The sequence below is a fragment of the Psychrobacillus lasiicapitis genome, from assembly GCF_006861795.1.
Taxonomy (GTDB): Bacteria; Bacillota; Bacilli; order Bacillales_A; family Planococcaceae; genus Psychrobacillus; species Psychrobacillus lasiicapitis.
The window spans coordinates 121,208-144,731 of sequence record NZ_VDGH01000009.1 but is presented as its reverse complement, the minus strand read 5'-3'; the positions used below and the strand labels follow the sequence as shown (position 1 = coordinate 144,731).

The 23,524-nt window shown below is 37.3% G+C and carries 18 protein-coding genes and 1 riboswitch; of the genes, 1 reads left to right on the top strand and 17 read right to left on the bottom strand.

Translation table 11 applies throughout. From position 1 onward, the window contains the following. Positions 1–25 precede the first annotated feature (25 nt). From FG382_RS15690 to FG382_RS15615, 16 genes are all read right to left on the bottom strand, one after another. Positions 26–1,456: a VWA domain-containing protein gene (locus FG382_RS15690; RefSeq protein ID WP_142539833.1), complete on the bottom strand. Its 1,431-nt coding sequence runs from the start codon at positions 1,454–1,456 to the stop codon at positions 26–28. A gap of 15 nt (positions 1,457–1,471) precedes the next feature. Next, positions 1,472–2,647, bottom strand: a complete 1,176-nt coding sequence (locus FG382_RS15685; protein ID WP_142539832.1) for an AAA family ATPase — start codon at positions 2,645–2,647, stop codon at positions 1,472–1,474. A 329-nt stretch (positions 2,648–2,976) separates the two neighbouring features. Further along, complete coding sequence (locus FG382_RS15680; RefSeq protein ID WP_142539831.1) at positions 2,977–4,629, bottom strand: pyridoxal phosphate-dependent decarboxylase family protein; 1,653 nt, start codon at positions 4,627–4,629, stop codon at positions 2,977–2,979. Between the two features lie 131 nt (positions 4,630–4,760). After that, positions 4,761–5,945, bottom strand: coding sequence for a methyl-accepting chemotaxis protein (locus tag FG382_RS15675; RefSeq protein WP_142539830.1), 1,185 nt, complete (start codon positions 5,943–5,945; stop codon positions 4,761–4,763). Between the two features lie 58 nt (positions 5,946–6,003). Next, complete coding sequence (locus FG382_RS15670; protein ID WP_142539829.1) at positions 6,004–6,714, bottom strand: hypothetical protein; 711 nt, start codon at positions 6,712–6,714, stop codon at positions 6,004–6,006. A 56-nt stretch (positions 6,715–6,770) separates the two neighbouring features. Beyond that, positions 6,771–7,139, bottom strand: a complete 369-nt coding sequence (locus tag FG382_RS15665; protein WP_142539828.1) for a hypothetical protein — start codon at positions 7,137–7,139, stop codon at positions 6,771–6,773. Between the two features lie 127 nt (positions 7,140–7,266). Next, a riboswitch (cyclic di-GMP riboswitch) is annotated at positions 7,267–7,353 on the bottom strand. A 385-nt stretch (positions 7,354–7,738) separates the two neighbouring features. Continuing rightward, a complete protein-coding gene (locus FG382_RS15660) occupies positions 7,739–8,983 on the bottom strand; it encodes a Zn-dependent hydrolase (protein WP_142539827.1) in 1,245 nt (414 codons plus the stop codon). Between the two features lie 245 nt (positions 8,984–9,228). Next, positions 9,229–10,164, bottom strand: coding sequence for a carbamate kinase (gene arcC, locus FG382_RS15655; protein WP_142539826.1), 936 nt, complete (start codon positions 10,162–10,164; stop codon positions 9,229–9,231). A 19-nt stretch (positions 10,165–10,183) separates the two neighbouring features. Further along, positions 10,184–10,975 carry an oxamate carbamoyltransferase subunit AllH family protein gene (locus FG382_RS15650; protein ID WP_170206548.1) on the bottom strand — a complete coding sequence of 264 codons (792 nt, stop codon included), beginning with the start codon at positions 10,973–10,975 and terminating at the stop codon, positions 10,184–10,186. 114 nt (positions 10,976–11,089) lie between these two features. Beyond that, the gene (locus FG382_RS15645) at positions 11,090–12,364 is read right to left on the bottom strand and encodes a YlbE family protein (RefSeq protein ID WP_142539824.1); all 1,275 of its coding nucleotides are present in this window, start codon (positions 12,362–12,364) and stop codon (positions 11,090–11,092) included. A gap of 69 nt (positions 12,365–12,433) precedes the next feature. Further along, a complete protein-coding gene (fdrA, locus tag FG382_RS15640) occupies positions 12,434–14,179 on the bottom strand; it encodes an acyl-CoA synthetase FdrA (protein ID WP_142539823.1) in 1,746 nt (581 codons plus the stop codon). Between the two features lie 111 nt (positions 14,180–14,290). Further along, positions 14,291–15,340 carry an ureidoglycolate dehydrogenase gene (allD, locus tag FG382_RS15635; RefSeq protein WP_142539822.1) on the bottom strand — a complete coding sequence of 350 codons (1,050 nt, stop codon included), beginning with the start codon at positions 15,338–15,340 and terminating at the stop codon, positions 14,291–14,293. A 51-nt stretch (positions 15,341–15,391) separates the two neighbouring features. Beyond that, on the bottom strand, positions 15,392–16,441 hold the full coding sequence (gene allD, locus FG382_RS15630; protein WP_142539821.1) for an ureidoglycolate dehydrogenase: 1,050 nt from the start codon (positions 16,439–16,441) through the stop codon (positions 15,392–15,394). Positions 16,442–16,465: 24 nt separating this feature from the next. Next, a complete protein-coding gene (allE, locus tag FG382_RS15625; protein WP_142539820.1) occupies positions 16,466–17,230 on the bottom strand; it encodes a (S)-ureidoglycine aminohydrolase in 765 nt (254 codons plus the stop codon). A 55-nt stretch (positions 17,231–17,285) separates the two neighbouring features. Beyond that, positions 17,286–18,536, bottom strand: a complete 1,251-nt coding sequence (gene allC / locus FG382_RS15620) for an allantoate deiminase (protein ID WP_142539819.1) — start codon at positions 18,534–18,536, stop codon at positions 17,286–17,288. A 268-nt stretch (positions 18,537–18,804) separates the two neighbouring features. Further along, positions 18,805–20,160 (bottom strand): uracil/xanthine transporter, encoded by a 1,356-nt coding sequence (locus FG382_RS15615; RefSeq protein WP_244950538.1) that lies wholly within the window; start codon positions 20,158–20,160, stop codon positions 18,805–18,807. A gap of 259 nt (positions 20,161–20,419) precedes the next feature. On the opposite strand from FG382_RS15615, the gene FG382_RS15610 reads away from it, so the two are divergent. Continuing rightward, on the top strand, positions 20,420–22,075 hold the full coding sequence (locus FG382_RS15610) for a PucR family transcriptional regulator (protein WP_142539818.1): 1,656 nt from the start codon (positions 20,420–20,422) through the stop codon (positions 22,073–22,075). 69 nt (positions 22,076–22,144) lie between these two features. Here FG382_RS15610 and FG382_RS15605 read toward each other — a convergent pair whose 3' ends face one another. Further along, on the bottom strand, positions 22,145–23,485 hold the full coding sequence (locus FG382_RS15605; RefSeq protein WP_142539817.1) for an allantoinase: 1,341 nt from the start codon (positions 23,483–23,485) through the stop codon (positions 22,145–22,147). Positions 23,486–23,524: the final 39 nt, after the last annotated feature.

Here is a 23,524-nt window from a genome sequence, read left to right as displayed (position 1 = left end):
GAAGAGCCAAATAAGAAACATTCATCTATATTTCAAACGCAGTAAAACTCCCATCTTCATTAAGATCATTAACTTGAATCACTTTATCGGCAAATTGTTGAACCGCATCCATACTACTTCCTATTACAAGAGATAGCACATGAAAATCTTTTTCCTTTTTCTTTATATTGAATACTTCCATGAACGAACTCGGTACCTCATCTTCTCCGTCCGTAACAAACACAATGTCTGCTAGTTTAAACCGGCTTTCATTAATTACATTTAATGCGCTATCAAGAGGAAGCTCAAAGTTTGTGCCTCCACCTAAGAATGTTTGGGCTAACTGGATTATGTCGGAGCTTTTTATGTGCCCTTTTTCAAATGTTAAAACTTGCGTAGTGGAAGAGAACAAAATTAAACAAAAATCCCTTCTTTGCCTCCTTGCAATGGAGATAAGAGCTAACGCAAAACCTTTGGATTGGGTATCCAGCCTTTGCATACTTCCCGATTGATCTAGACATAGGATGATTGGTCCTTTCCCCAATACCTCGTGTCCTTTTTGCTCATATTGCATCGTCTGTCCTTCTACAAAACGACGGAGAAAGTCTTTCCTTGTTATAAGGTGCATAAATAAGCTCCACTCTATCGGTAATAATTTCTCCACATCGTTGCCTAATATAACTCCACTTCTTCCTATTGAATCACATTTCTTAGGCTTTTGCTTATTGCTAGCTATTTGTTTGAATCTTCCAGCCCACTCTGCAATTTCTTTCATTTTTCTATTAGATGCAATTTTTTCAGCTAATGAGATTTGGTCACGCAAAGGAATCTTTTTCAGTTCTGCATCAGCATTTCCTGCACTATAACCTCCCAATAACGATTTCAACCCCTCTTTCACTTGTTTTGTTTCTTGCATCGCTTGCGCCATGGATTGGGAAAAGGTGTCACTGTTGCTATGAAGCAGCCATTGCAATTTTTCATTAAAATTATGCATCGCTTCTTTAAGCTTCTCTTCTATCACTTTCTCATTTGCTGAACTTTCTTGCCGTTTTTGCTTTTGAAATTCCCTATGAATAGTGTGAAGTTCTTTTAGCTGTTTCTGAAAACTTCCTTCTTGTTCAGCTAGCCATTGGTTTGTTTTCTCCCCGAATTTCACCGTGGCAATAGCTGACGACAAATCATCTAATCGAGTGAAGTTCCGGTATTCTACAAAATATTGTTCCTTCATAATTCTTTCCATGAGTGATTTATTGACCATCAGAACATTATCTACATCACTTTCCGTAATTTCAGGTTTCATCTTATATAACGAAGCCCAAATGTCCCCTAATAATGGTTCAAACAACGGCAATACACCTTCTCCTCTAACCTTTTGTAGACCTGGTGATATCCCCAAAACTTCTTTGAAACGCCTTTTATCGAATGAGTCCGTGTTTAATACTGAGAGATTATCTCGGTAACCTATAGAAGAATTCATAGATGTCTCCCCTTTTCACATTTTAAAAAAGATACTCGTGGACCATCTTTTTTCCTCTAGATTATCCAAATAAGAAGGTTCTAAAATTCTATTTAAAATTTCATGTTGCATCAAGGTTACTTTATTCAGTAAGACATCGATATCAGCTTCTCGACTTGAATGGTGACTTTTAAGCTTATTTAAATCGGCCACTAGGTCCTTCATTTTTTGAGTCGCTTCCATTGCAGCCTCTGGCGACTGATCGTGGAGGATGGAGTAGAACACTTCATCTGCTTCATTTTGCAAGGAATAAAGAGTTTGTGTTAAAACATCGTGTGCATTGTTTCGAATAACGTGTGATACAACCTCTTTTTGATCCACCTTTTCCCAAAGAACATTTTCAAGAATCTTAATATCATCCACCTGAACGACTTGCCTTTGGTTAATCAATGCTTTCGCTTGCAGAATGCTTAAGGACTGCTTGAACCTCCGATCTGACGGATGAATTCCTTCATCTCTTAATCCCACACGAATCTTGGATAGGGCTTTATATACCTCGTCGGGAATAACTACTTTATCGGTCAAGAACTGGAGATGCATCAACTCTTCCATTGTCATACACGGCATATGCATAACTTCCCCCTCTGCTTTTAGCATCGAGATAAAATTCTTTTCATCAACTATAGGGTTAATCTCAAATCGCAAGAGAAAACGATCAAAAAGTGCTTCAAGTCCTTCCTCCTCCTCAGGGTACTCATTGGAAGCACCTATTACAGACATCAAGGGAACTCGATCCGGTAACCCGTTATTATAGAAAAGTCTTTCGTTAATAAGCGTCAGCAAGCTATTCAAAATAGCTGAGTTCGCTTTAAATATTTCATCCAAGAAAACAATATTCGCTTCCGGCATTTTAGTTTTAGTAATTCGCTTATATATGCCCTGTTCTAAATCTTTTAACGACAATGGACCAAATACTTCCTCGGGTGTACTAAACTTTGTCAGCAACCATTGAAAATAGGAAGTTCCTTCGATGATTTTAGATAATTCACTCGACAAAGCAGATTTAGCAGTTCCTGCAGGCCCGATCATGAGCATATGCTGCCTAGAGAGTAATGCCACTAGTATTCCTTCCACCTCATTTTCTCGTTCAAGAAACTTGAAATTGAGCGCCTGTCTGATTTCCTCTAATTTATGGTGAGCAGTAAATATCATGTTATTTAACTCCTTGCTTAGTAGGATGACTAATAAATTGAACGCATCTTGTTTTCTCACAGAGAATCTAAGATAAAACCTTTTTATACAGTTTGATTCAAACTTAGTTATTTTACTCTTTGCATTTCAATATTTAACCGAAAGATAGTTCTTCCCCTTTATAAAAAGTTTTTCTGTCGCACTCAATATGTCAAGAAAACAAGAAGAAAAGGACTCCCAACAGTTTTGCAAACTGTTGGGAGTCCTTCTGATAATGAGTCATATGCATTTTTTCCACAAACAATTGGTTACATATAGTCATGTAATCAGCCTGAAAGTGTATCGTACCTTTAACCTGTTGTTAGAATCATATTTTTATTACTACTCGTTTTCAGAAAGAATGCTAGATGTTCTTTTAGAAATCCTACGTAACGGTCTACCTCTTCTATTGTGGAGTATGGCGAGATTGCAAAAAATTTATGCGCGTATACGGATATCGGTTTGTTTGAGTTTGCAGCTTTTACGAGACACTGTTTTTTCGTATTTCCATAGAAGACGGTATCTCGTTCGGCACCAATTACCTCTGCAAAATCGTCATTGAATTGATTGATTTCCGTCATTTCTTCTATTGTTAAAATTCCTTTCATTTCCTCGTTCCATCTTGTTTTTTCGGGATAAAAACGGAATGTTGTAATCGGAGAAACCTCATTCGTAATCACTACGTTCGAAATTTCTTTTGTCAACGTCTCTCTAAATGCAATATTGACACGAATATAGTTGGCTAAAAGCTCTTGATAACCTTCTATTCCAAATGCTAACAAAGAAGCATATATTGTCAGAGCACTTCCCATCCGCGAGCATTCGAGCGTATATCCTGTATGATAACTACCATAACCGCGATTTCCAACATACGGCGTTTCTGCTGTATCTAAATCAACATACTTAAGATACTCTCTGTTTTTGATTATAAATAAACTCGTAATATATGGTGTTTGGCCAAGCTTATGGAAATCAAAGACCATACTATCGGCAAGTTTGATATGTTCAAACTTCTGTTGATAGCATTTTAATACTTCCTTAACGTTGTCTTTAAATAGGAGAGGATTGCTCTCAAAGTCGTAATTATTAAAGAAAGTATACATGCCTCCCATCGCAGAGTCTGCATGGATGTAGATTGGACATATACCGTATGTGCATTCCAATTCTTCTGCTATCCTCTTTATTCCTTTAATGTCATCAACCCCAAAAGTATCAGTAGTTCCCATTGTGGCAAGGACATACAGAGGAATACCGCCTTTTGCAATAACATGCTCCATTTTTTCTTTTAAATCTTCTAGATTCATCGAATGATCAACATTGGCTTTCACGCGAATCATGTTTTCAACGCCAATTCCTGTTGCTTCTACAGATTTATACAGACTATAGTGTGAAAGCTCTGAACAGAAACAATAGAGATTTTGCGGTACTCCATTTTGATTAGACGACGGGGCGTAACGAGCGATGGCAAGACGTAAAGAGTTAAAAACAGCCCCTTGTCCACCCCAAGTTGTGTATCCTGCACTAGTGCTTTCATCGTATCCGATAAGTTTGGATAGCATACTAGTTATCTCGATTTCTGCTGTTGCCGCTGCTGGACCTTCCACATCCCAAAGATTGTTCCCATTGACTAGCACCATTACTAAATTTCCGATAATACTAGCAATATTCGGAAGGGGCGCTGCATTGGCTACATAATTTCGATTGACGTAGCGGTGTCCTTCTACTAACTTTAGAAGTTCTTGGATTACTTCCTCCATTGGCAATCCCTTTTTCGGAACATCTGCCTTTTGAATGACACGATTATAGTAATCCTCTGTGTATTCGGGCATTTCTCCTAGCGTTAATTTATTAGGATCCTTTAATTCATCTATTTTCGTTAAAATCGACCTAAAATAGGATAATATTTCTTCTCTTTGAAAGTCATTCCCATCCATACTAGGAAACAGCTTTTGTATTTTCTTCATCTTTTTACCTCCTTGATGTTTTTACTAGAAGTAGTTTTATGCATAAAAAAGATGCTTCCCACAAGTTGGATCAACCTATAAGAAGCACTCTTATATTTATCAGCTTAAGTTTTATACTGTTATCCTAAGCCTTAGTGTGCAGCACTTTGACCTTCTTTAGCTTCTTCTGTATATACACCATCATTCCATGCATATACCAATTTGTTAACATCATTTTTTAACTCCACAAGATTCTCTGCTTCTTGAACAAGCTTTTGCATTGTTTGCAGTTCATCATCACTAATCTCTATTAGTTCCTCAAACATTTCAACAGATTCTCGAGAGATAGAAGCTATTTCAACAATTGTTGTCATTATCTGGTGAGAGGCAGAAGATAGTTCTTCTGTACTTGCAGAGGAGTTTTCATTGTTTTCAGCAATAATTTTTGTAGTAGATAGAATTGTATCAAACATAGTTCCAACTTCTACAATAGTCGTATTTGTATCTTTAAATTCTTCTGTTCCCTGTCGCATTGACTTAACAACTATATCCGTTTCTTCTTGTATATTCTTTACTATATTTGATACTTCAGAAGAAGACTGGCGTGATTGTTCGGCCAATTTCCTTACCTCATCGGCAACAACCGCAAATCCTTTCCCATGTTCCCCCGCACGGGCAGCTTCTATTGCCGCATTCAATGCCAATAAATTAATTTGTTCAGATATCCCTGTAATTACTTTTACAATAGTACCGATTTCGTGAGACTTTTCTCCAAGTTTGTTTATGGCATCAAATGTGGTATTGATCGTTTGGTTAAACTGCTCCATTTTTTCTAAGGAATTCTTTAACTTCCCGTTTCCTTCTTCGGTCAATTCTAAAGTAGTAATCGATTGCTCTGAGATTTGATTGGATCTTACAGATAAATCTTCAATAGCCTGAGCCATTTCTTCCATTGATTCGGCACTTTCTTCGGTAGCTATTAATTGTTTTTGTAATCCTCTACCTACTTCATCAATTGCAGCTCTAACAATATCCGCTTTCTCAGAAGCATATTCACCGATCTCCGCTAGATTTTCTCCCTTTTCTTGGACGTTTTTTGAAAATGAAAAAAACTTTTCCCTTACAAGGTTGAAAAACCCAATTAGCTGATTAAAAATAGCATAATCAGCACTTTTTTCATCCACTGGGCTTGTGATATTACCTGCTGATAATTCTTTCATTCCATTTATTATTTCTTTATTAATATGAGGATGATGTTTTAGCGAATAATAACGGTAAGCAAAATACACCGAGACCCCTATTAAGATAACAATTATACCTAGCATAATAGCTTCCATGATAAATAAATCTCCTAACTCCTATTTTTAGTATTGAATTAGTAATGTTATGAACAGTTTAAAGCTCCTTCAAAAGGATATACGTTCCATCTGCTATATTTGCAGGAATACCATTTAACTTATTATTATCCTGATATTTATGAACAATATAATTTCCATCTAAATCTTTATATTTTTTCATATTATGATATTTTTCCATTACACGTATCGACTTCGGGTTTGTTGCTTCCCCTAAAACAGCCTTCACTCCTTGTGACGATGCCTTTGTCATTAATCTACTTCCTAATTGCTGAATAATCTCGTGGCGGCCATGTTCAGCTGTCACTCCTAACATGAATAGGTGTAATAACTCTCCGTCTTTAATATCTTCACCGTTTCGCTTTTTGTAATCTTCCATGAAACGTTTATCTACATCTTCCAGTACACGCAGAATTACATTCATATCATAAAAAGAACCTTCAAATACATCTTCCCCAATAATCTCTGGTGCATTTGTATCCCCAGCAAGCACACCAACAACATTTTGATGAATATCTTGAGCTACTGCACAATAACCTTGCTCTACAGTAGATTCTAAATAACCTAAGGTAAACTGATAGAAGTCATCATAATCTAAATTTAATTGACCTACCATTGGTTCTTGAACCCATTTCCCTGAAACATTTACTCCAATAAATGAACGAGCTAAACACGCAGCTGCTTTCGGAATTACATCTGTTTGTTCCTTCGTTATAATCTCATATGTATACAACTCTTGTGTTATTTGCACTTATTGATCTTCCTTCCAGATTATAAAATTAAAATCTCTTTCTATTGAACCTAACATTACATGGAATGACGTACTTTATCGATAAATGTACCTGTGAACTCAATTCTTTCAAGTACATTTCTAATTTGCACTTGAGCAATTTTAGAGGCAGGCTTTACTACAAGGATATCCTTAAAACCTAAGCTAGAATAAAATTGCATCGTTTGCTCCAACTGCGGTACAACTTTTGATGGGACAGGAGTTTGGTGAGTCCCGTCGATAACAAACGTATAATCTTGTCTTGAGACTTTATTAATCGTATCCTGTAAATCTACCAAATAACCTTCTGCATCTTCCGCTCTCATTAATCCATGCACCTGTACTTGAACTTCCTTCGCGACCTCATTAATAGCCATTTTATATTTCCTTTTATCTACTACTATCATCTCTAATCTCCTTTTTCCTATAGACTGCTACATTTCTTAGGTTACTTTTATTTGCTTATGGGGGAATCCTAAAATATAAGCTATCCCAATCCTAGATAGGGATAGCCAAAGAATCATTCATTATATTCTTGGCAACCCGACTATCATTATCCAAGAGGATTTTAGACTCGTAGCTTTGCGTCCTTACCTTTCAATAAGTTTGCCTTTTTCAATTTTAGGTATAATAGTACTAATATCATGATTTCATATCACTCTAATAGTATAAAGAACTTATCATTTCTTGTCGACACTAGTATTTTTTATTTATAAATGACAGAAAATTATAATAGGTCTATTATCACTTTTATTGAATTTTCTAGAAATTACATCTCATACATTACTTGCAAATACTTTAGGAGTTGGATAATTAAAGACATATACTAACTAGGGATAATACGTCTTAAAAAACTCTATTAGTTGACCGCTAAAATTTAATCCACATACATTATCCTATAATTTTCAAAAGCAAAAAAATAACCACCCCTCTGATTTTGAGAAGTGGTTATATCTATATTTATGAGGTGAAAATTATTTACTTACTTACTCGCTCACTTATTTCCCTAAATGTTCGATTCCATTTTAGCATAATGTATGACAGTTTTCTCTAACACATCAATACCTATTAATATATCATCATGGTCGGTATACTCATCTGGATGGTGGCTAAGACCATTTACAGATGGAACAAAGATAAGTCCGGTAGGGCATAGCTTTACCATGTTCATAGCATCATGTCCTGCTCCACTTGGCATCATTTTATAAGAAATAGCCTGTTCCTTACAAATTGTTTCCATTGTTTCTGTAATTTCAGTAGAGAGTAGTACTGGTTCCTCCGAAATGATTTCCTGACTAATGATTTCTAACTGCCTGTTTCTTTTTACTAATTCGATCGTTTGATTTAGATGATCCAACACGCGCTGTCGTGATTCTAATGAAGTTCCTCGGATATCAACTTTGATCTCTACTTCACCCGGCACTACGTTCATCGCACTGGCTGGGATATCTAAAACACCAACCGTAGCAACCGTTCCATAGCTTTGTTCATTTAATGCTATTTTTTCAAGTTCCAATGCTATTTGGGATGCTCCAAGAAGCGCATCGTTTCGCATATTCATTGGTGTTGTACCAGAATGAGAAGGAGTTCCTATTATTCTTATCGAAAATCTAACCGGAGCTGCTATTCCGGTAACGATCCCAATCTTTATATTTTCATTCTCTAATACTGGGCCTTGCTCTACATGTAATTCAAAAAAGGCCTTTATCTTCTCATCTTTCCTACTCGCATGTTCAATACTATCAATTTCAAGTGCACATAAAGCAAGTGCCTCTTCCAATGTAACCCCATTGCGGTCTTTTAAATATCTAACTTTATCCTTATCGAATGTACCGGCCATCGCTTTACTTCCTAGTGTGGAAACACCGAACCTAGAAGACTCCTCACAAGCAAATGAAATAATCTCAATTGGATGATCTGTTTCAATTCCCTTTTCGTTCAGTCGTTTAATAACTTCCAATGCAGCAGTAACACCTACAACCCCGTCATACTTACCGCCTTGATAAACCGTATCCAAATGAGAACCCATTAACACAGGTGGAAGCCCCTTTATTCTACCTTCTCTTCTCCCAATTGCATTTCCACATGGATCGATCCGGATTTCTAGTCCTTCGTCTTTACACGCTCGCATAAATGCTTGTGTACATGCCTGCTCTTCATTTGTATATGCAACTCTGGTAATTCCTTTATTCCCTGAATTATATTGATTGATTTTATTAAAAAGTATTTGATATCTTTGCTTAGTATCCATATAGATATCTCCTGTCTTATCATCGTAGTTTCTACTTATTATAAATCTTCGGAATATTTTAGTCGTTAATAATCTAAGTATAAAAAAAGTGAACATAGTTAGCTAGTCTTTTCTGACAGTTCATAACCATTATGTAGATTTAAAGTTTTGCGGGGGTGATGAAGAAAAAAATTAAATAAATAAAAAAGCACTGTCTACCCCTTCATTCTTATAGAAAGTAGGGGTAGACAGAACAACTTTATATATTACATTACAATACGTGTACCAGTTTTTCCTTCAATTGCATCTTGAAGTTTATCAATTGACGTAATGATAACGTTCTTTCCGCCTTTTTGTAGGAACAGAATCGCAGCTTCAATTTTTGGTCCCATGCTTCCTTTAGGGAATTGACCTTCATCTAAATAACGAAGTGCGTCATCAATTGTCATTTCTAATAAATTTTCTTGGTTTGGTTTACCGAAGTTGATAGCAACTTGTTCAACACCAGTTAAGATGAATAAATAATCAGCGTTAATATCAGCTGCAAGTAATGCACTTGCGAAGTCTTTATCGATTACAGCTTCAATACCTTCGATTTTTCCGTTATTTTCAATTACAGGAATTCCACCGCCACCAGTGGAAATAACAGAAATACCATTGTTAAGCAAAGTTTCAATTGCTTCTTTTTCAACAATTCTAACTGGCTTTGGAGATGCAACAACACGTCTATATCCACGTCCAGCATCTTCAACAAATGTTAAGTTACGCTCAGCTACAATTTTCTCCATATCTTCTTTAGAATAGAATGGGCCAATTGGTTTTGTAGGGTTTTCAAATGCAGAATCATCTTTTGAAACAACTGATTGAGTTACAACTGTTGCAATTGTTTTATTGATATTGCGTTCCGCCATTTTATTTTTAAATGTTTGTTGGATCAAATATCCTAAGTTACCTTGCGTTTCTGCGCCATATACATCTAAAGGATACTCGGGGATTACTGATTTAGCCATTTCCCCTCTGATTAACGTATTCCCAACTTGTGGACCATTTCCGTGAGTGATCACAACTGTATGTCCTTGTTCCATTAAATCAAGAACAGGTGCAGAACTCTCAACTAAGTTTTCTCGTTGTTCTTCAATTGTTCCTTTTTGGCCTTCTTTAATGATAGCGTTACCGCCAATCGCTAAAACGACTTTACTCATATAAACACTCTCCAACCTTTTAATTTGTATCTATTTTTGTTTTTCTAAAAGCTAACATTCCAATAAGAATACCTAATACCGTATCCAAACCGGAACTATGTCCAACTCCAATCAAGTCATATAAGACTTTCTCAAAATTAGGGTCATTACCGTCAGCAAAAGCATTGACCAGATTTGAAACAGTTGAGCTAAATTCCTGTTTAAGTGCATAACGTAAATATTCTCTTGCCACATCAGTAGTAATCGATTCTCCCTCAATTAGCTCTGAAACTTTTTCATAAAAGCTCGTGGAAAGAGTTGGGGAAACGGCATCAAAGGCAAGCATCCCAACAATCATATCATCGCCTGATGGAGTCAAGCCTTGTCCTCTTCCAAGAAAATATCTAAGGACTTTCTCCATTAAATCTTCGTCACTTGACATAGCAGCTTCCATCAACATTATCAAATAGGCTTCAGCACCAAGCCAACTTTGTTCGTCAGCTGCATGAAGCTTGTTTAAAAATTCGTTGAACGAAACATCCAGTCCAGTGCGGTCTTCTATTTTCATTAATTGCAAACAAAATTGTTCAAAACTTGCTTTAAAAATAGCCGTACTATTTAAAGTAGTTAATTCATTTTTAAAGCTATTGCCTTTTTCAATACTAATTGTTACCCTTGGTAATTCAATGGAGTTCGTATTTTTATTCCAAGTAACTGGATCTCCATTATTCACAGAGGAAACAGCTCTTAACGTATCTTCTTCTCGAAGATGAATTCCAAATGGCAGAAGTCCGTTTTTATTATTTCCTATAAATACAAGAGAATCTTCCATTTTAATATTAAAGCCATTGGCAAAACGACTATGAACGTATCCATTTTCACTTTTATAAAGAAGGAGAGGAACTAGATAACTATAGTCCTCTCCAAAAAGAGTGCAATTATTCATTTATTGCGGGTCAATTAGACCAAGTTTTACAGCATATGCATCAATTGCTTTTTCAAAGCAAGCTAATGGAGCACGAACTGTACCTGCACCAATTTGGCCTACTCCAGCTTCTTTATGTGCAATTCCTGTGTTGATTACTGGCTCAATACCTGTTTCAACAACTTTTCTTGCATCGATTCCAAGACAAGAACCTTTGAAGTCCCATGTTGGAATAGAGAAGTTAGGGTTATGATCAATACAAATTTCCATCATGTCATTACTTGTGCTAACTGCGTCGTCCATACCACCAGCACCGACGAAGCGTGTAACACCAGGAGCAGCGATCATTGCCATACCACCGACGCCGTATGTTTCAGTGATTGCACTGTCTCCCATATCAGGACAAGCCATGTCTTGATCGTAGCCAGTAAAGAATAGACCTTGAGGTGTATTAACTGGTGCTGTAAACCATTGGTCACCCATACCAGCAATACGGATTCCGAATTCATGACCGTTACGGCACATTGCTGTTACAACAGTACCATGTTGGATTTCACGTGCTGTGTCCATTACTGCTTTAGTAGTTGCCATCGCAACATTCAAGAAGAATTGGTCAGTATCAGCCAAGAATTGAATAACATCTTGTTTTTCTTGATCAGTTGCATCTGTTTGTAAGATATACGGTACAAGATCTTTTAAGAAGATAAGTGACCCTGCAATATTACGTTGGTGGAACTCATCTCCCATTGTAATTGCTTTCGCGATCATAACGTTAACGTTTAATCCGTCACCTTTAACTTTAATAGCTTTAGATAATGTTGGTCCAAGTACATCTCTGAACCAACCTAAACGGTTGATTACTTCTTCTGAATAAGCACCAAAACGTAGAACTGCACCAATACCTTCGTTCATTGTGCAATATGCTTGATTTCCGCCATCGCGATTTTCTACAACAAGAACTGGCATGCTTCCAGATGTAATTCCACCCATTGGGCCAACTGCGTTCACATGGTGACATGGAATGAATTCAATTTCTCCATTTTCAAGCATTTTAAATGCTTCATCAGCGTTAGCTGCCCAACCTTCAAATAATGTAGCTCCTACACAAGATCCTTGCATTGGGCTTGTCATGTTTTCCCATTTAATAGGTGGTCCTGCATGAAGTAATACTTTTCCATTTAATTCTTTAATAACAGATTTAGCTGGAACAACATCCACTAAAAATGGTGCGCCTGATACAATTTTATCAATAACGGCTCTGTTTGCTTCATCAATTGTTTTAAATTGTCCGTACATTATGCTTTCCTCCCGAAAATTCATTGGTCTTATAATTGGATGACCTAAATTTTGTATAAATTCTATTGATTAACGAAGTACGCTTAAAACTTTACGTAGTCTTGCGTTACCGCCAGCAACTGGACGCCAGTCATACTGAACAACTCTTCCACCATTAGCAGTAATCGCTTCTGTAAATTTCTTTAATCCAACGTTAACAACGTTTGGTTTTTCAGTTAATAGTTTTTGGATAGCTTCTGAAACAGTAATTTCAACAGGTGCAGTTTCTTTTGCAGGAACTACTTCTTTTTGTACTTCTTCGATTTGAATATCAAGCATAGCTAATGCAGTAAGAACCGCTTGGTTATTGCTATCACGTAAAATAACTCCAGCTTTTTCTAATTTCGCTTTTTGCTCGTCAATGCCTTGTGGATCCTGGTCAGTACCACATACAGATGCTACGAAGTAAATTTCTTTACCTTTTGCTTGTGCATCTTTTTGAATTTTTTCGATACCAGGGATAAGTGCGCCCGCCATATCTTCATGAGAACCATATCCAAGAACTAGGTCAAATAGGATAATTGCAGTTGACTCATCTTGTGCTGCTTTTTGGAAGTATTGAATTCTTGTATCTGGGTCGATCATTGGGTGTGGTTTACCTTGTGTATAAATGTCATCACCAAGGTCGATTACTTCAAATCCATTTGCATTTAGAAGGTATCCTTCCTCGTGAGCACCACTATTATCATAATTAAGACCACTACTAATTAAAGTAGCTGCTTCGTAACCTAATGTACCACCTGAGTATAGACCTTTGATTGTTTTTTGCTCTGGTTTTAAGTTTACAGCAGGTACTTCATCTTGTAAGCTGTTGTAATTTGACTTAATTGGGTTACCTTTTGCAAGATCCACAGCAATCGCAGCTGTTTCTTCAAGTGTGTTAGCATAATACACATTACCTTCGTGGTTATGTGGTTCTTCACCAAGGAAAATCGCAACCACTGGTTTAGAAATGCTTTGAAGTAATTGAACAACCTCGTCACGTACTTCTTTTGCAGGTGGTTTTGAAATTAATGTAATGACTTCTGTTTGGCTATGTTGTGCTAATGCTTTAATACCATCTAACATTGTAATCGCACCGATTTTATCATTTAGGTCACGACCACCAGTACCGATTGCATGACTAACTCCAGCACCTAAACGATCAATTTCAGTTGTAACTTCTTGAATACCTGTACCAGAAGCTCCAATTACACCAATTTTACCAGTTTTCATAACGTTTGCGAATGCAAGAGGCACGCCAGAAACTACTGCTGTACCACAGTCAGGTCCCATTACAAGAAGACCTTTTTCATGTGCTTTTTCTTTAATACGACGTTCATCTTCCACTGTTACGTTATCACTGAAAATAAGAACGTGCATATCTCTATCAAGTGCTTTTTCAGCTTCTTCAGCTGCATATTGACCTGGCGTAGAAATAATCGCTAGATTTGCACCTGGTAATGCATTTGTTGCTTTATCCCAAGAACGAACAGTTTCGAAAGCTTCCTTACCGCTTGCGATTGCTTGGTTATTTAAATAGTTGTCTGTTTCATCAAGAACTTCTTGGATTTTCTCTTCTGAGTCAGTATCAACAACGATACACATATCATTAGATGCAGCACCTTCAAGTTCATCTGTGTATAGTCCAGCTGCCTTTAAAATATCTTTATTGGCTGGAGTTCCCATCATAATTTGAACTTTGTTAATGCCTTCCATTGTAGATATTTTATTTGTAAGAAGCATTAAATTAACTGAATCCTGATAAGAATTCTGTTTAACAATTGTATAAAGCATGTTTGAATGCACCTCTTTATTATTATTTTTACTTAAAATCTGTAAACCGAATATGCCCGAGTAAAATAAGCACAGAAAATGGGGTGGTCACAGTTGACCACCCTTTATCTTTTACTTAGCAAAAGGGCTTTTGTTATCATAAGCATTGTTGTGAACTACTTCTGAAACTAAATACTCATAAATATGATCAACAATTTCGATTCCGTTTTCTTCGTATTTCTTTTCCCTTTCAGCACTTCTTTGTCCAGGGTAAGAAACATGATCAAAACCAGGAGCCGGTTTAATGTTATTCAGGTCTTGCATGGTTGTCGCGATGCTTTCCTGGAATAGATTCAACGCTGTGAAATATTCCGGATTTATCACAATGTGAAGTTGGCCAAGATTTCGATGCTCGGTAAGATCATGGTACATGGATGATACTTTGTTTCCAAATGGAAGTCCAAGAAGTATTCCAGATAAAACGTCTACCATCATCATGAGACCGTAACCCTTTGGCCCAGCAATTGGTACTAAAGCATTTACCTTAAATGGATCGGTTGTAGGGTTTCCATCAACATCAACCGCCCATGTGTCAGGAATGGAGTCGTTTTTGGAACGAGCGTGAAGAATTTTCCCCCATGCTTGAACGGTAGTCGCCATATCAAATGTAATGTTCTGCCCGTTTTTGCCTGGTGCTGCAAAAGCAATAGGATTTGTTCCATAATAAGGCTCCGATCCACCAAAAGGAACGACCATCGGATCCGATTGACAAACAGAAATACCAATCAAGTTCTCGTTCGCAGCTTGTTGAACAAAGTAAGAAAGCGCCCCACTATGACTGATTCTTCTTACACCAACAACAGCTACACCGTTTTCTTTTGCTATTTGAATCGCTTCGTCCATTGCTAACTTAGCTGCAACATGCCCTGCTCCATTATCACCATCAAAGACAGCTGTTGCAGGACCAGTTTTTTCAAATTTGAAATCGGGATTTGCATTAATTCCGCCTTTAGCAATTCTTTCAGCATAATACTCCACTCTCATTGCTCCATGAGAATGGACTCCTCTAGCATCTGCATGGACTAGAACGTCAGCAACACCACGCGCATGATCCTCAGTTAATCCTGCCTTATGCAGCTTTGTAGTAATCAACTCATTCAATTGCTCGCTACTTAATCTCATTCCACTCGTCCCTCCTATTTTTCAACCGATTATCTATATTCGAATCATAAATTATTCTGCAAATGGGTTTTTATGATCATATTGATTATTATGGATAACATCTGATTTTAAATACTCATAAATGTCTTCCACAATTTCAATACCATTTTCCTTATAATCCTCAATGACAATATCATTATTTTGACCAGGATAAAGGACTTTTGAGAAGCCAGGTGCAGGTTTGATTTGGTTTAAATCACTCATTGTTTCGGTAATGCTATTTTTAAAATTAGCTATCCCAGTAAAGAATGCTGGGTTGATAACAATATGAAGCTGACCTAATTTTCGATATTCAGATAAATCTTCGTACATAGAAGAAACTTTGTTACCGAATGGAAGTCCAAGAAGAATCCCAGATAATACATCGACCATCATCGCAAGACCATATCCCTTTGGACCTGCAATCGGTAATAATGCATTTACATTTAAAGGATCTGTTGTTGGTTCCCCATTGCTGTCAACTGCCCATGTATCAGGAATAGATTCTTTTTTGGAACGAGCATGAAGAATTTTCCCCCAAGCTTGGACAGTAGTTGCCATATCTAATGTAATCATTCTGCCATCACTGCTCGGTGCAGCAAAAGCGATTGGATTAGTCCCGTAATAAGGCTCAGCTCCGCCAAAAGGAACAACCATAGGATCAGATTGACACATAGAAATACCAATTAGACCTTCACTTGCAGCTTGTTCAGTGAAATAGGAAATTGCACCGCTATGAGAGATATCTCTCACACCAATAATGGCAACGCCACTTTCTTTAGCCATTTTGATTGCCTCATCCATGGCTAATTTCGCAGCTATATGGCCATTACCGCCATCACCATGAAATACGCCAGATGCAGGGCCTGTTTTCTCGAATTTAAAGTCTGGGTTCGTATTGATCCCGCCCTTTGCAATTCGTTCTGCATAATACTCCACGCGAACAGCACCGTGGGAGTGAATGCCTCTTGCGTCGGCAAACGTTAATACGTCTGCCGCGACATCAGCATGCTCTTCGTTTAGACCGGCCTTGTGAAGCTTTGTTTTGATTAGACTTTTTAAGTCTTCGCTTTTCAATCTCATCGTGACACCTCTTTTTTTAATGTATTATAATGATGCATCCCGATTGCAATCTTTAGAATAAACGTATGTTAATGGCTCTCTACCAACTGCATACGCTGCTTGATGCACATATGGAGCCATAAAGATGTAATCATCTTTTTTGACTGGAATCCATTCATTATCTAGGTTATACATACCCTCACCAGATAATAGGTAAGCACCATGTCCTTGGTAATGTGTTTCAACAAATGGGTGGCTAGCTGCCGGGTCAAATGAAAGAATGTGGAAATTCATATCAAAAGCAAGATCTAATGGTAAAAGATCTTTAAGATGTACGTTGTGCATATCATCATAATCCATATACTCAATCTCATTCGCATGACCTGAAACAACCCAAGGCTTCTGTCCTTCTAGTGGGTTGTGTTTTTGTTTGTATAGGAATAGACGAGAATCTCCTGATTCCATGTTTTCCAAATACATTGTTACGCCTGGTGGGCAATATAAATAGCCACTTTCTTCTAGAATGAACTCTTGGTCATCCGCTTTTGCTTTCACTTTTCCGCTAAGAACATAAACAAAGCATTGTACATCTTCTTCACCGCAGTAACCTTTGCTATTCTTTCCGCCTTCGTGCATTGTTACTACGTAGTCAACAAAGCTAGCACCAAGTTTTGGTGAACCTAAGATGGAAATTCTGCAATTTTCAAATCCAGGGATAACATTATTTACTAATCCCTCTGGAGCGATAAGCGCATATTGACCTGGTTTAATAATTGATCTGCTTGAAAGTAAATCCTTTGGATAACCCATTATTACATTCTCCTCTGTTTGCTTATATTTTTATCTGTATATTAAATTCACAGTGTTATTCTTTATAACCCAATTCATAAAGTGCACCAATAAGTGCTTTTACACCTTCTGCTAAATCTGCTGGTTCTGTAAACTCAGCCGGATTATGGCTGATCCCTTTTAAACTTGGAACAAACAGCATAGCTGTTGGTACAACTGGAGCAAAGATTTGAGAATCATGTCCCGCACCACTGTGCATTAATTTATAATTTAAACCATTTTGTTTAAATTGGTTTTCAATCAGTTGAACAATGGTTGCATCCATTGGAACTGGATCTGCATCCATCCACATATCAATAACTGTTTCAACACCATGTTCTTTTGAAATTTCTTTCATTCTTTCAGTCATCTTTTCTGTGAAGTTCACCAATATTTCTTTATTTGTATGACGAACATCTATCGTGAAAATCGCTTTTCCAGGAACAACGTTTACAATGTTCGGCTCCGCTTCAATCTTGCCGACTGTTGCAACAAGTGGATCTCCTTCTTCTCTAGCCATCGAAATAAGTTCAAATATCATTTGGCTAGCCGCATAAACTGTATCTTTTCGGTAGCCCATCGGCGTCGTGCCTGCGTGATTTGCTTCTCCTGTAATTTCAACAGTGAAACGTCTTTGTCCCACAATGCTGTAGACAACCGCTACTGGAATTTGTTCCGTTTCCAGAACGCTACCTTGTTCCACATGAATTTCTACAAATGCTTTGAGATCTTCACGCTTTGCAGTATCATCCGCTTTAAATTTAAATCCAGCTTTTGACATCGCTTCCACAAAAGGAATACCATCAAAATCTGTGATATCTTTTACATCTTCTCTTTTTGCTAATCCGACTATATTTTTAGAACCCCAGAAGGCATACGGAAAACGACTTCCTTCTTCCTCAGCCATCGAAACAACTTCGATATTTCTTAGTGGTTGACCAAAATGTTTTTTCAAATATTTCAATGCAATAATTCCCGCAACTATTCCATATGCACCGTCAAAACGGCCGCCATTTTTTACAGTATCCACATGTGAACCAGTCAAAACAGTTTCGTTTGTGTTTTTTCCTGTTAAAGTCCCGTATAAATTCCCAATATCATCAAATCGAGCTTCCAGGCCTTCGTTCTCCATCCATTCTTTTAATGCATGTTGACCTTCAACCCACTCATTTGTATAAAGTAAACGAGAAACTCCGCCTTCTGGATCTTTTCCGAATTCGGCTAACCATTCAAGCTTGCCAGCTGTTTCTTCAGCTAAATTGTCAAGCTTTTGTATAATGTCTTTCATATCGTCCACCTATTTCACCATCCTTCTCTGCGCTATGTAATTTCTATAATTGTTTTGGTAACGCTTCTATTGTTTGTAATACTTGCGGATAGTATGCACTGAATTGTCTTTCATCAACTTATTGTCTTTCGCTACACTCTCCATTGTAATCATTGCCACAAAAATAGTCTTTAGCATAAATGGACAAATTTCTATATTTTATTTATCCATTTATGATATCTCACTTTTCTTGCCAAATTCCTGTTCTCGTCATTTACTTTGGAGCGGTTTAATCATTAACCGGACTTGTTGTATCCTTTTGCTTGCCATTATCTTCATTCCCGTAATTATCCCATTTAAACAAGTTCTCTAATAGTAGAGCTAGGATGATTCCCACTAGCAATCCACTGCTAAGAACTGGACGGATTACACTTGGAATAGTAACAAAATAAGATGCAGGAAGGGTCATAATTACAACTCCTACAAACAACGGAACAGCCGAACGATAGACATTTACCGTATTGAATTCAACCTGTTTGAAGAAATTCAAGGAAGAATTTAAAAGAAGCAAATAAGAAACAAATAATGCTGCACTACCAATACTTAATGGAAGCTGTGAGAAAAAGTGACCGATTGGCGGTATTAGACCCATTACAAGAAACATTAATCCACCAAGAACAAAAGGAATTCTTTTTATAATTCCCGTCTGACTTAAGAAGCCGATCGAAGATACGTAAGGTGAATTTGGAACTAGCCCAAAAAATCCGGCGATAAGCGTAAAAATACCTGTAATCGTAAAGGAAGCTCTGTATTCAGATTTAGTCGTTTCCACCTTATACATACTTTCCGTTCCCTTTAGTGCGCCTATCGTATTTGCAGAGTTTAATAATCCGGCGATAACAGTCGTCATGATAATTCCGATATCCCATGCAGGCTTTCCTAGTGGAAATAGCTCAAGGCCAAACGATGTGGCTTCACTGACAGGACTTTCTGGCTTAAAAATAAGCGCATAAACAATCCAACCACCGATAATTCCGATAAGTAGACCATAGCGTCGTACACTTAAAGGTGCCTTTACACTAATCACGATTACAATAATCGCAACTATGATCGATAATAAAGAAATGGATACGTCGATATGAGCACCCGCTGCCTGGTTACCAAATGGAATGCCTAGCATTCCCTTTAAAAAGATTCCAATTAATTGACAACCGAACAAAAACATAAACACACCCATTACGGCAGGTTTAAATAAATTGGCCAGACGAGGTCCTAGCCCTGTTACACCAATCAAAAAAGTCAAAATTGAGGTAATGATAATTCCAACGGTTAAACTGCCCCCTAAAATAGGTAATGGCATCCCTTGTGCCGCAGCTGTACTACATAGCGTTAAAATTACACCCCACCATAGGCCCGATTGCCCTTCCATAATGGCTCTTTTATGCCCCAAAAACGCTTGCACGATACATGCCAATCCTGTCACGATAAAGGAAAGCTGAAGCATATTGACAATTGTGCCAGGGGAAAGTTCAAAAGCCGCTCCGACAGTGATCGGTATGACAACAATGTTCGTAAAAATAAAAAAGAGCCACTGTAAGCCCGAAATCCAGTTGCTTGATTTTAATAATTCGTTAATAACAATCACCTTTCTTTTTATGAATAACAACAGTCTTAATGCTCCGTAGAATTATAACTACTAATGCATCTGTACTGGATGTATGACCAATTTAGTATTCCCTAGTTTTTAGCCTTTATCTATTCTAGTCTACAGCTATTGTTTGAAATTGTCATTGTTTACTATGACCAATTTGAGCTTTGATTTTTGTTTACTTTTAACGTAAAATGGATAGTATAGGAACTAGAGTAATATTTCTTATGGAAACTTTAGTAGAGAGGGTATTCGCATGAAAACCATAAATGACTTATTTATATTGGAAGGCATGAAAGAAGGTATTGTACTTGCAGGCCACCGCGGTCTAACAAGAAATGTACAATCTGTAAATATATCTGATACACCTGACGTGATTAACTTTTTAGCCGAAAATCATCTTCTCCTTTCAACGGGATATGCTTTTAAGGATGACACAGAGAAGTTCTGCGAGCTAATAAAACAAATGCACGACTTAAATTGTTCTGGTCTTGTTATCAAGATTAGCCGATTCTTTCATCAATTACCTCCTGAAGTAAAATTACTGGCTGATAATCTTGCATTTCCAATTATTGATCTGCCGACAAAACATACTTTAGGGGAAGTTTCTCGTCACATATTGAATTATTTGAATGATCATGAGGCAGAGCAACTGTACTATGCGTTACATGTGCAAAAAGAGTTCTCCAATATGCTTATCAAGGGATATAGTTTAAGTGCTCTATTAGAACAATTAGGCTACCTTTTGGCACGTCCAACACTCTTATTGAATCATAGAGGCGAAATGATTGCTCAAAGCCACGATTTTGTGAAGGAATCAATGAAGGAGATAAAACAAGAGATTCTTCAAAAGATAAAAGAAGACATACTTGTTGCACGAGAAGGAACAACATTTTCCATTCCATCAAGGGAACATCAAAATGTTTCCACTTTCCCTGTTCATACAAAACGGCAATATCCTAGCATGCTAGTCATTTTCGATTCACTCACCTTGCCATATCCATCTTCGCAAATGGCAATCGAACAGGCAGGCAATGTCATTTCATTTACTATCGTAAAAGAGCAAGCAATCGAAGAAAACTCGCGATTGTTAAAAAATAACTTCTTTGCAGACTTAATCGAAATGAAAATCCAGTCTGACGAAGAAATATATAGCCGCTCTAACTATTATGGACTTCAAAAAGGGATGGAGAATGTCTGTGTAGTATGTACAATTGACGCCCAAGGAGAAGTATATGAAACGTTGCAACTTTATGAGAAAAAGGTTGGAGAGCTTCACAATAGTGTTTACGACCAGTTGGAAGATGAAATTATACATCAAAATTTAGAAGCAACTTTATTTACAAAAGGGAAGTACTTCGCAATGATGTTACAATTCCCTAAATATGGCGACGAAGAAATTAATACAATTACACAATTCGTAGAAAATGTCCAAGCAAGCTTTAATGGCGATTTCACTCTTTCCTTTGGAGTAAGCCACTCAGTGCCTTCTCTCAAAGAGATACCGACTGCTTATTATGAAGCTGTGGAAGCGATATTAACCGGGTATGAGCAAAATTTAAAAGGGTTTATAAAATATTACAAAACAAGGGATTTAGAGGAATTGTTAAAATCTCTTCCTCGTAAAGACTTAAAAGCCCTATATGAAAATACATTAAAATCTTTGGCCTATCCAAAAACAAAGGAAGATCAGGAACTAGTAAAAACGATTCAAGTTTACTTAGATGCCCAATGTGAGTTTTCAGAAACATCTCGAAAATTATTTGTCCATCGAAATACAGTGAAATATCGAATAGAAAAAGCTGAGGAACTGTTAAACTGTTCTCTTCGCGATCCATCAGATTCTTTACGTATACGCGTAGCCCTCGTCATCGGCTCTATTCTGTTAGATGAGGAAGAAGCATTTAGTTAAGAAAGTTTAAGCATCTCAAGCTAGACAGTAAAAAATCCCAAACCTGAAGAGGTTTGGGATTTTCACTATTTATGCATTCACTTTTTTGGAAGCAGTGATTTCTCCATTTTCAAATACAACTTCACCAGCTACAATTGTGGATTTAACTTTTCCTTTAAACGTCATACCTACATAAGGTGAATGTTGGTGACGATAGAATAAATCTTCGTTCTTAAGTTCAAAGCTTTCTTCTAAATTTACAAGCGTTATATCCGCATCGTATCCTTTAGCAATTGTCCCTTTGCCATCAAGTTCAAATAATTTAGCAGGGTTTGTCGCTGTTAAAGCTACAATTTTCTCTAAAGGCAGGTTACGTTTGAAATATCCTTCAGTTAACATAACATTTAATGTTGATTGAGCACCGGAGATACCGCCCCAACCTTCGAAATAGTTATCTGTTATTGTTTTCATAGAAGCAGGAGCTGGTGAATGGTCTGAGGCAATTACATTAATCTCTCCATTTGCAACTGCAGCCCATAAATCTTCAACCTCATCTTCATCGCGTAGTGGAGGACAGCATTTCGCCAATCCACCTTTTTCTTCAAGATCTTTTACAGTTAAAGCTAAATAATGCGCGCAAGTTTCAACTGTGATATCGACGCCTCGCTCTTGCGCTGCTCGAATGACTTCAACGACCTTTCTACTACTTGCATGGACAACATGTACTTTACAGCCAGTTGCTTCTGCGTAAGAGATGATTCTTCTTACAGCTTCAATTTCTGAAATAATCGGTCTCGATTCAACAAAATCTCTTGCAGTCGTTTTACCTTGTTTTTGCTTTTCTTCCGCAAGCTGATCACAAATAACTGTACTTTCAGCGTGAACTGCTAAACGAGATCCAAGAGAAGCGATTTCTTTCATCCCTTTGAAAATCGTTTCATCGTCCACATGATTGAAATCAGCGATACCACTCGGTGACATGAATGCTTTGAATCCGATAACACCATTCTCATGTAGTTCTTTTAAATCCGCAATATTTTCAGGAACAAGTCCGCCCCAGTAACGAGGATTTACAATCGATTTTTCATCCGCACAAGCCTTTTTTAAGTCTAAGTTTTTTTTGTTGATTGTTGGCGGTGTACTATTTAAAGGCATATCGAAAAAGGTTGTAACTCCACCAGCAGCTAAGCTTCGGCTTCCTGTTTCAAGTCCTTCCCATTCAGTTCTTCCAGGCTCATTGAAGTGAACATGCGTATCAATTAACCCTGGCAAAACATGAAGTCCTTCTGCATCGATTACTCGATCCGCAGTGCCTTCAAGAGATTGACCAACCTCTTGGATTTTCCCGTCTTTAATCGCAATATCCCCTTGAACAGTGGATTCTGCTGTAACAATTTTCCCATTTTTAATAATTAAATCGTATGTAGTCATCTTTCATTCCTCCAAGTATATATCCCTTTGCCATAATCG

Excerpts from the sequence above, each read along its gene's own strand:
- FG382_RS15660 (WP_142539827.1), bottom strand. The coding sequence starts at position 8,983 with ATGGATACTAAGCAAAGATATCAAATACTTTTTAATAAAATCAATCAA.
- FG382_RS15605 (WP_142539817.1), bottom strand. The coding sequence starts at position 23,485 with ATGACTACATACGATTTAATTATTAAAAATGGGAAAATTGTTACAGCA.
- FG382_RS15645 (WP_142539824.1), bottom strand. The coding sequence starts at position 12,364 with ATGTACGGACAATTTAAAACAATTGATGAAGCAAACAGAGCCGTTATT.
- arcC (WP_142539826.1), bottom strand. The coding sequence starts at position 10,164 with ATGAGTAAAGTCGTTTTAGCGATTGGCGGTAACGCTATCATTAAAGAA.
- FG382_RS15610 (WP_142539818.1), top strand. The coding sequence starts at position 20,420 with ATGAAAACCATAAATGACTTATTTATATTGGAAGGCATGAAAGAAGGT.
- FG382_RS15650 (WP_170206548.1), bottom strand. The coding sequence starts at position 10,975 with ATGGAAGATTCTCTTGTATTTATAGGAAATAATAAAAACGGACTTCTG.
- FG382_RS15680 (WP_142539831.1), bottom strand. The coding sequence starts at position 4,629 with ATGAAGAAAATACAAAAGCTGTTTCCTAGTATGGATGGGAATGACTTT.
- fdrA (WP_142539823.1), bottom strand. The coding sequence starts at position 14,179 with ATGCTTTATACAATTGTTAAACAGAATTCTTATCAGGATTCAGTTAAT.
- allE (WP_142539820.1), bottom strand. The coding sequence starts at position 17,230 with ATGGGTTATCCAAAGGATTTACTTTCAAGCAGATCAATTATTAAACCA.
- FG382_RS15685 (WP_142539832.1), bottom strand. The coding sequence starts at position 2,647 with ATGATATTTACTGCTCACCATAAATTAGAGGAAATCAGACAGGCGCTC.
- FG382_RS15675 (WP_142539830.1), bottom strand. The coding sequence starts at position 5,945 with ATGGAAGCTATTATGCTAGGTATAATTGTTATCTTAATAGGGGTCTCG.
- allD (WP_142539821.1), bottom strand. The coding sequence starts at position 16,441 with ATGAGATTGAAAAGCGAAGACTTAAAAAGTCTAATCAAAACAAAGCTT.
- FG382_RS15690 (WP_142539833.1), bottom strand. The coding sequence starts at position 1,456 with ATGAATTCTTCTATAGGTTACCGAGATAATCTCTCAGTATTAAACACG.
- allD (WP_142539822.1), bottom strand. The coding sequence starts at position 15,340 with ATGAGATTAAGTAGCGAGCAATTGAATGAGTTGATTACTACAAAGCTG.
- allC (WP_142539819.1), bottom strand. The coding sequence starts at position 18,536 with ATGAAAGACATTATACAAAAGCTTGACAATTTAGCTGAAGAAACAGCT.
- FG382_RS15665 (WP_142539828.1), bottom strand. The coding sequence starts at position 7,139 with ATGATAGTAGTAGATAAAAGGAAATATAAAATGGCTATTAATGAGGTC.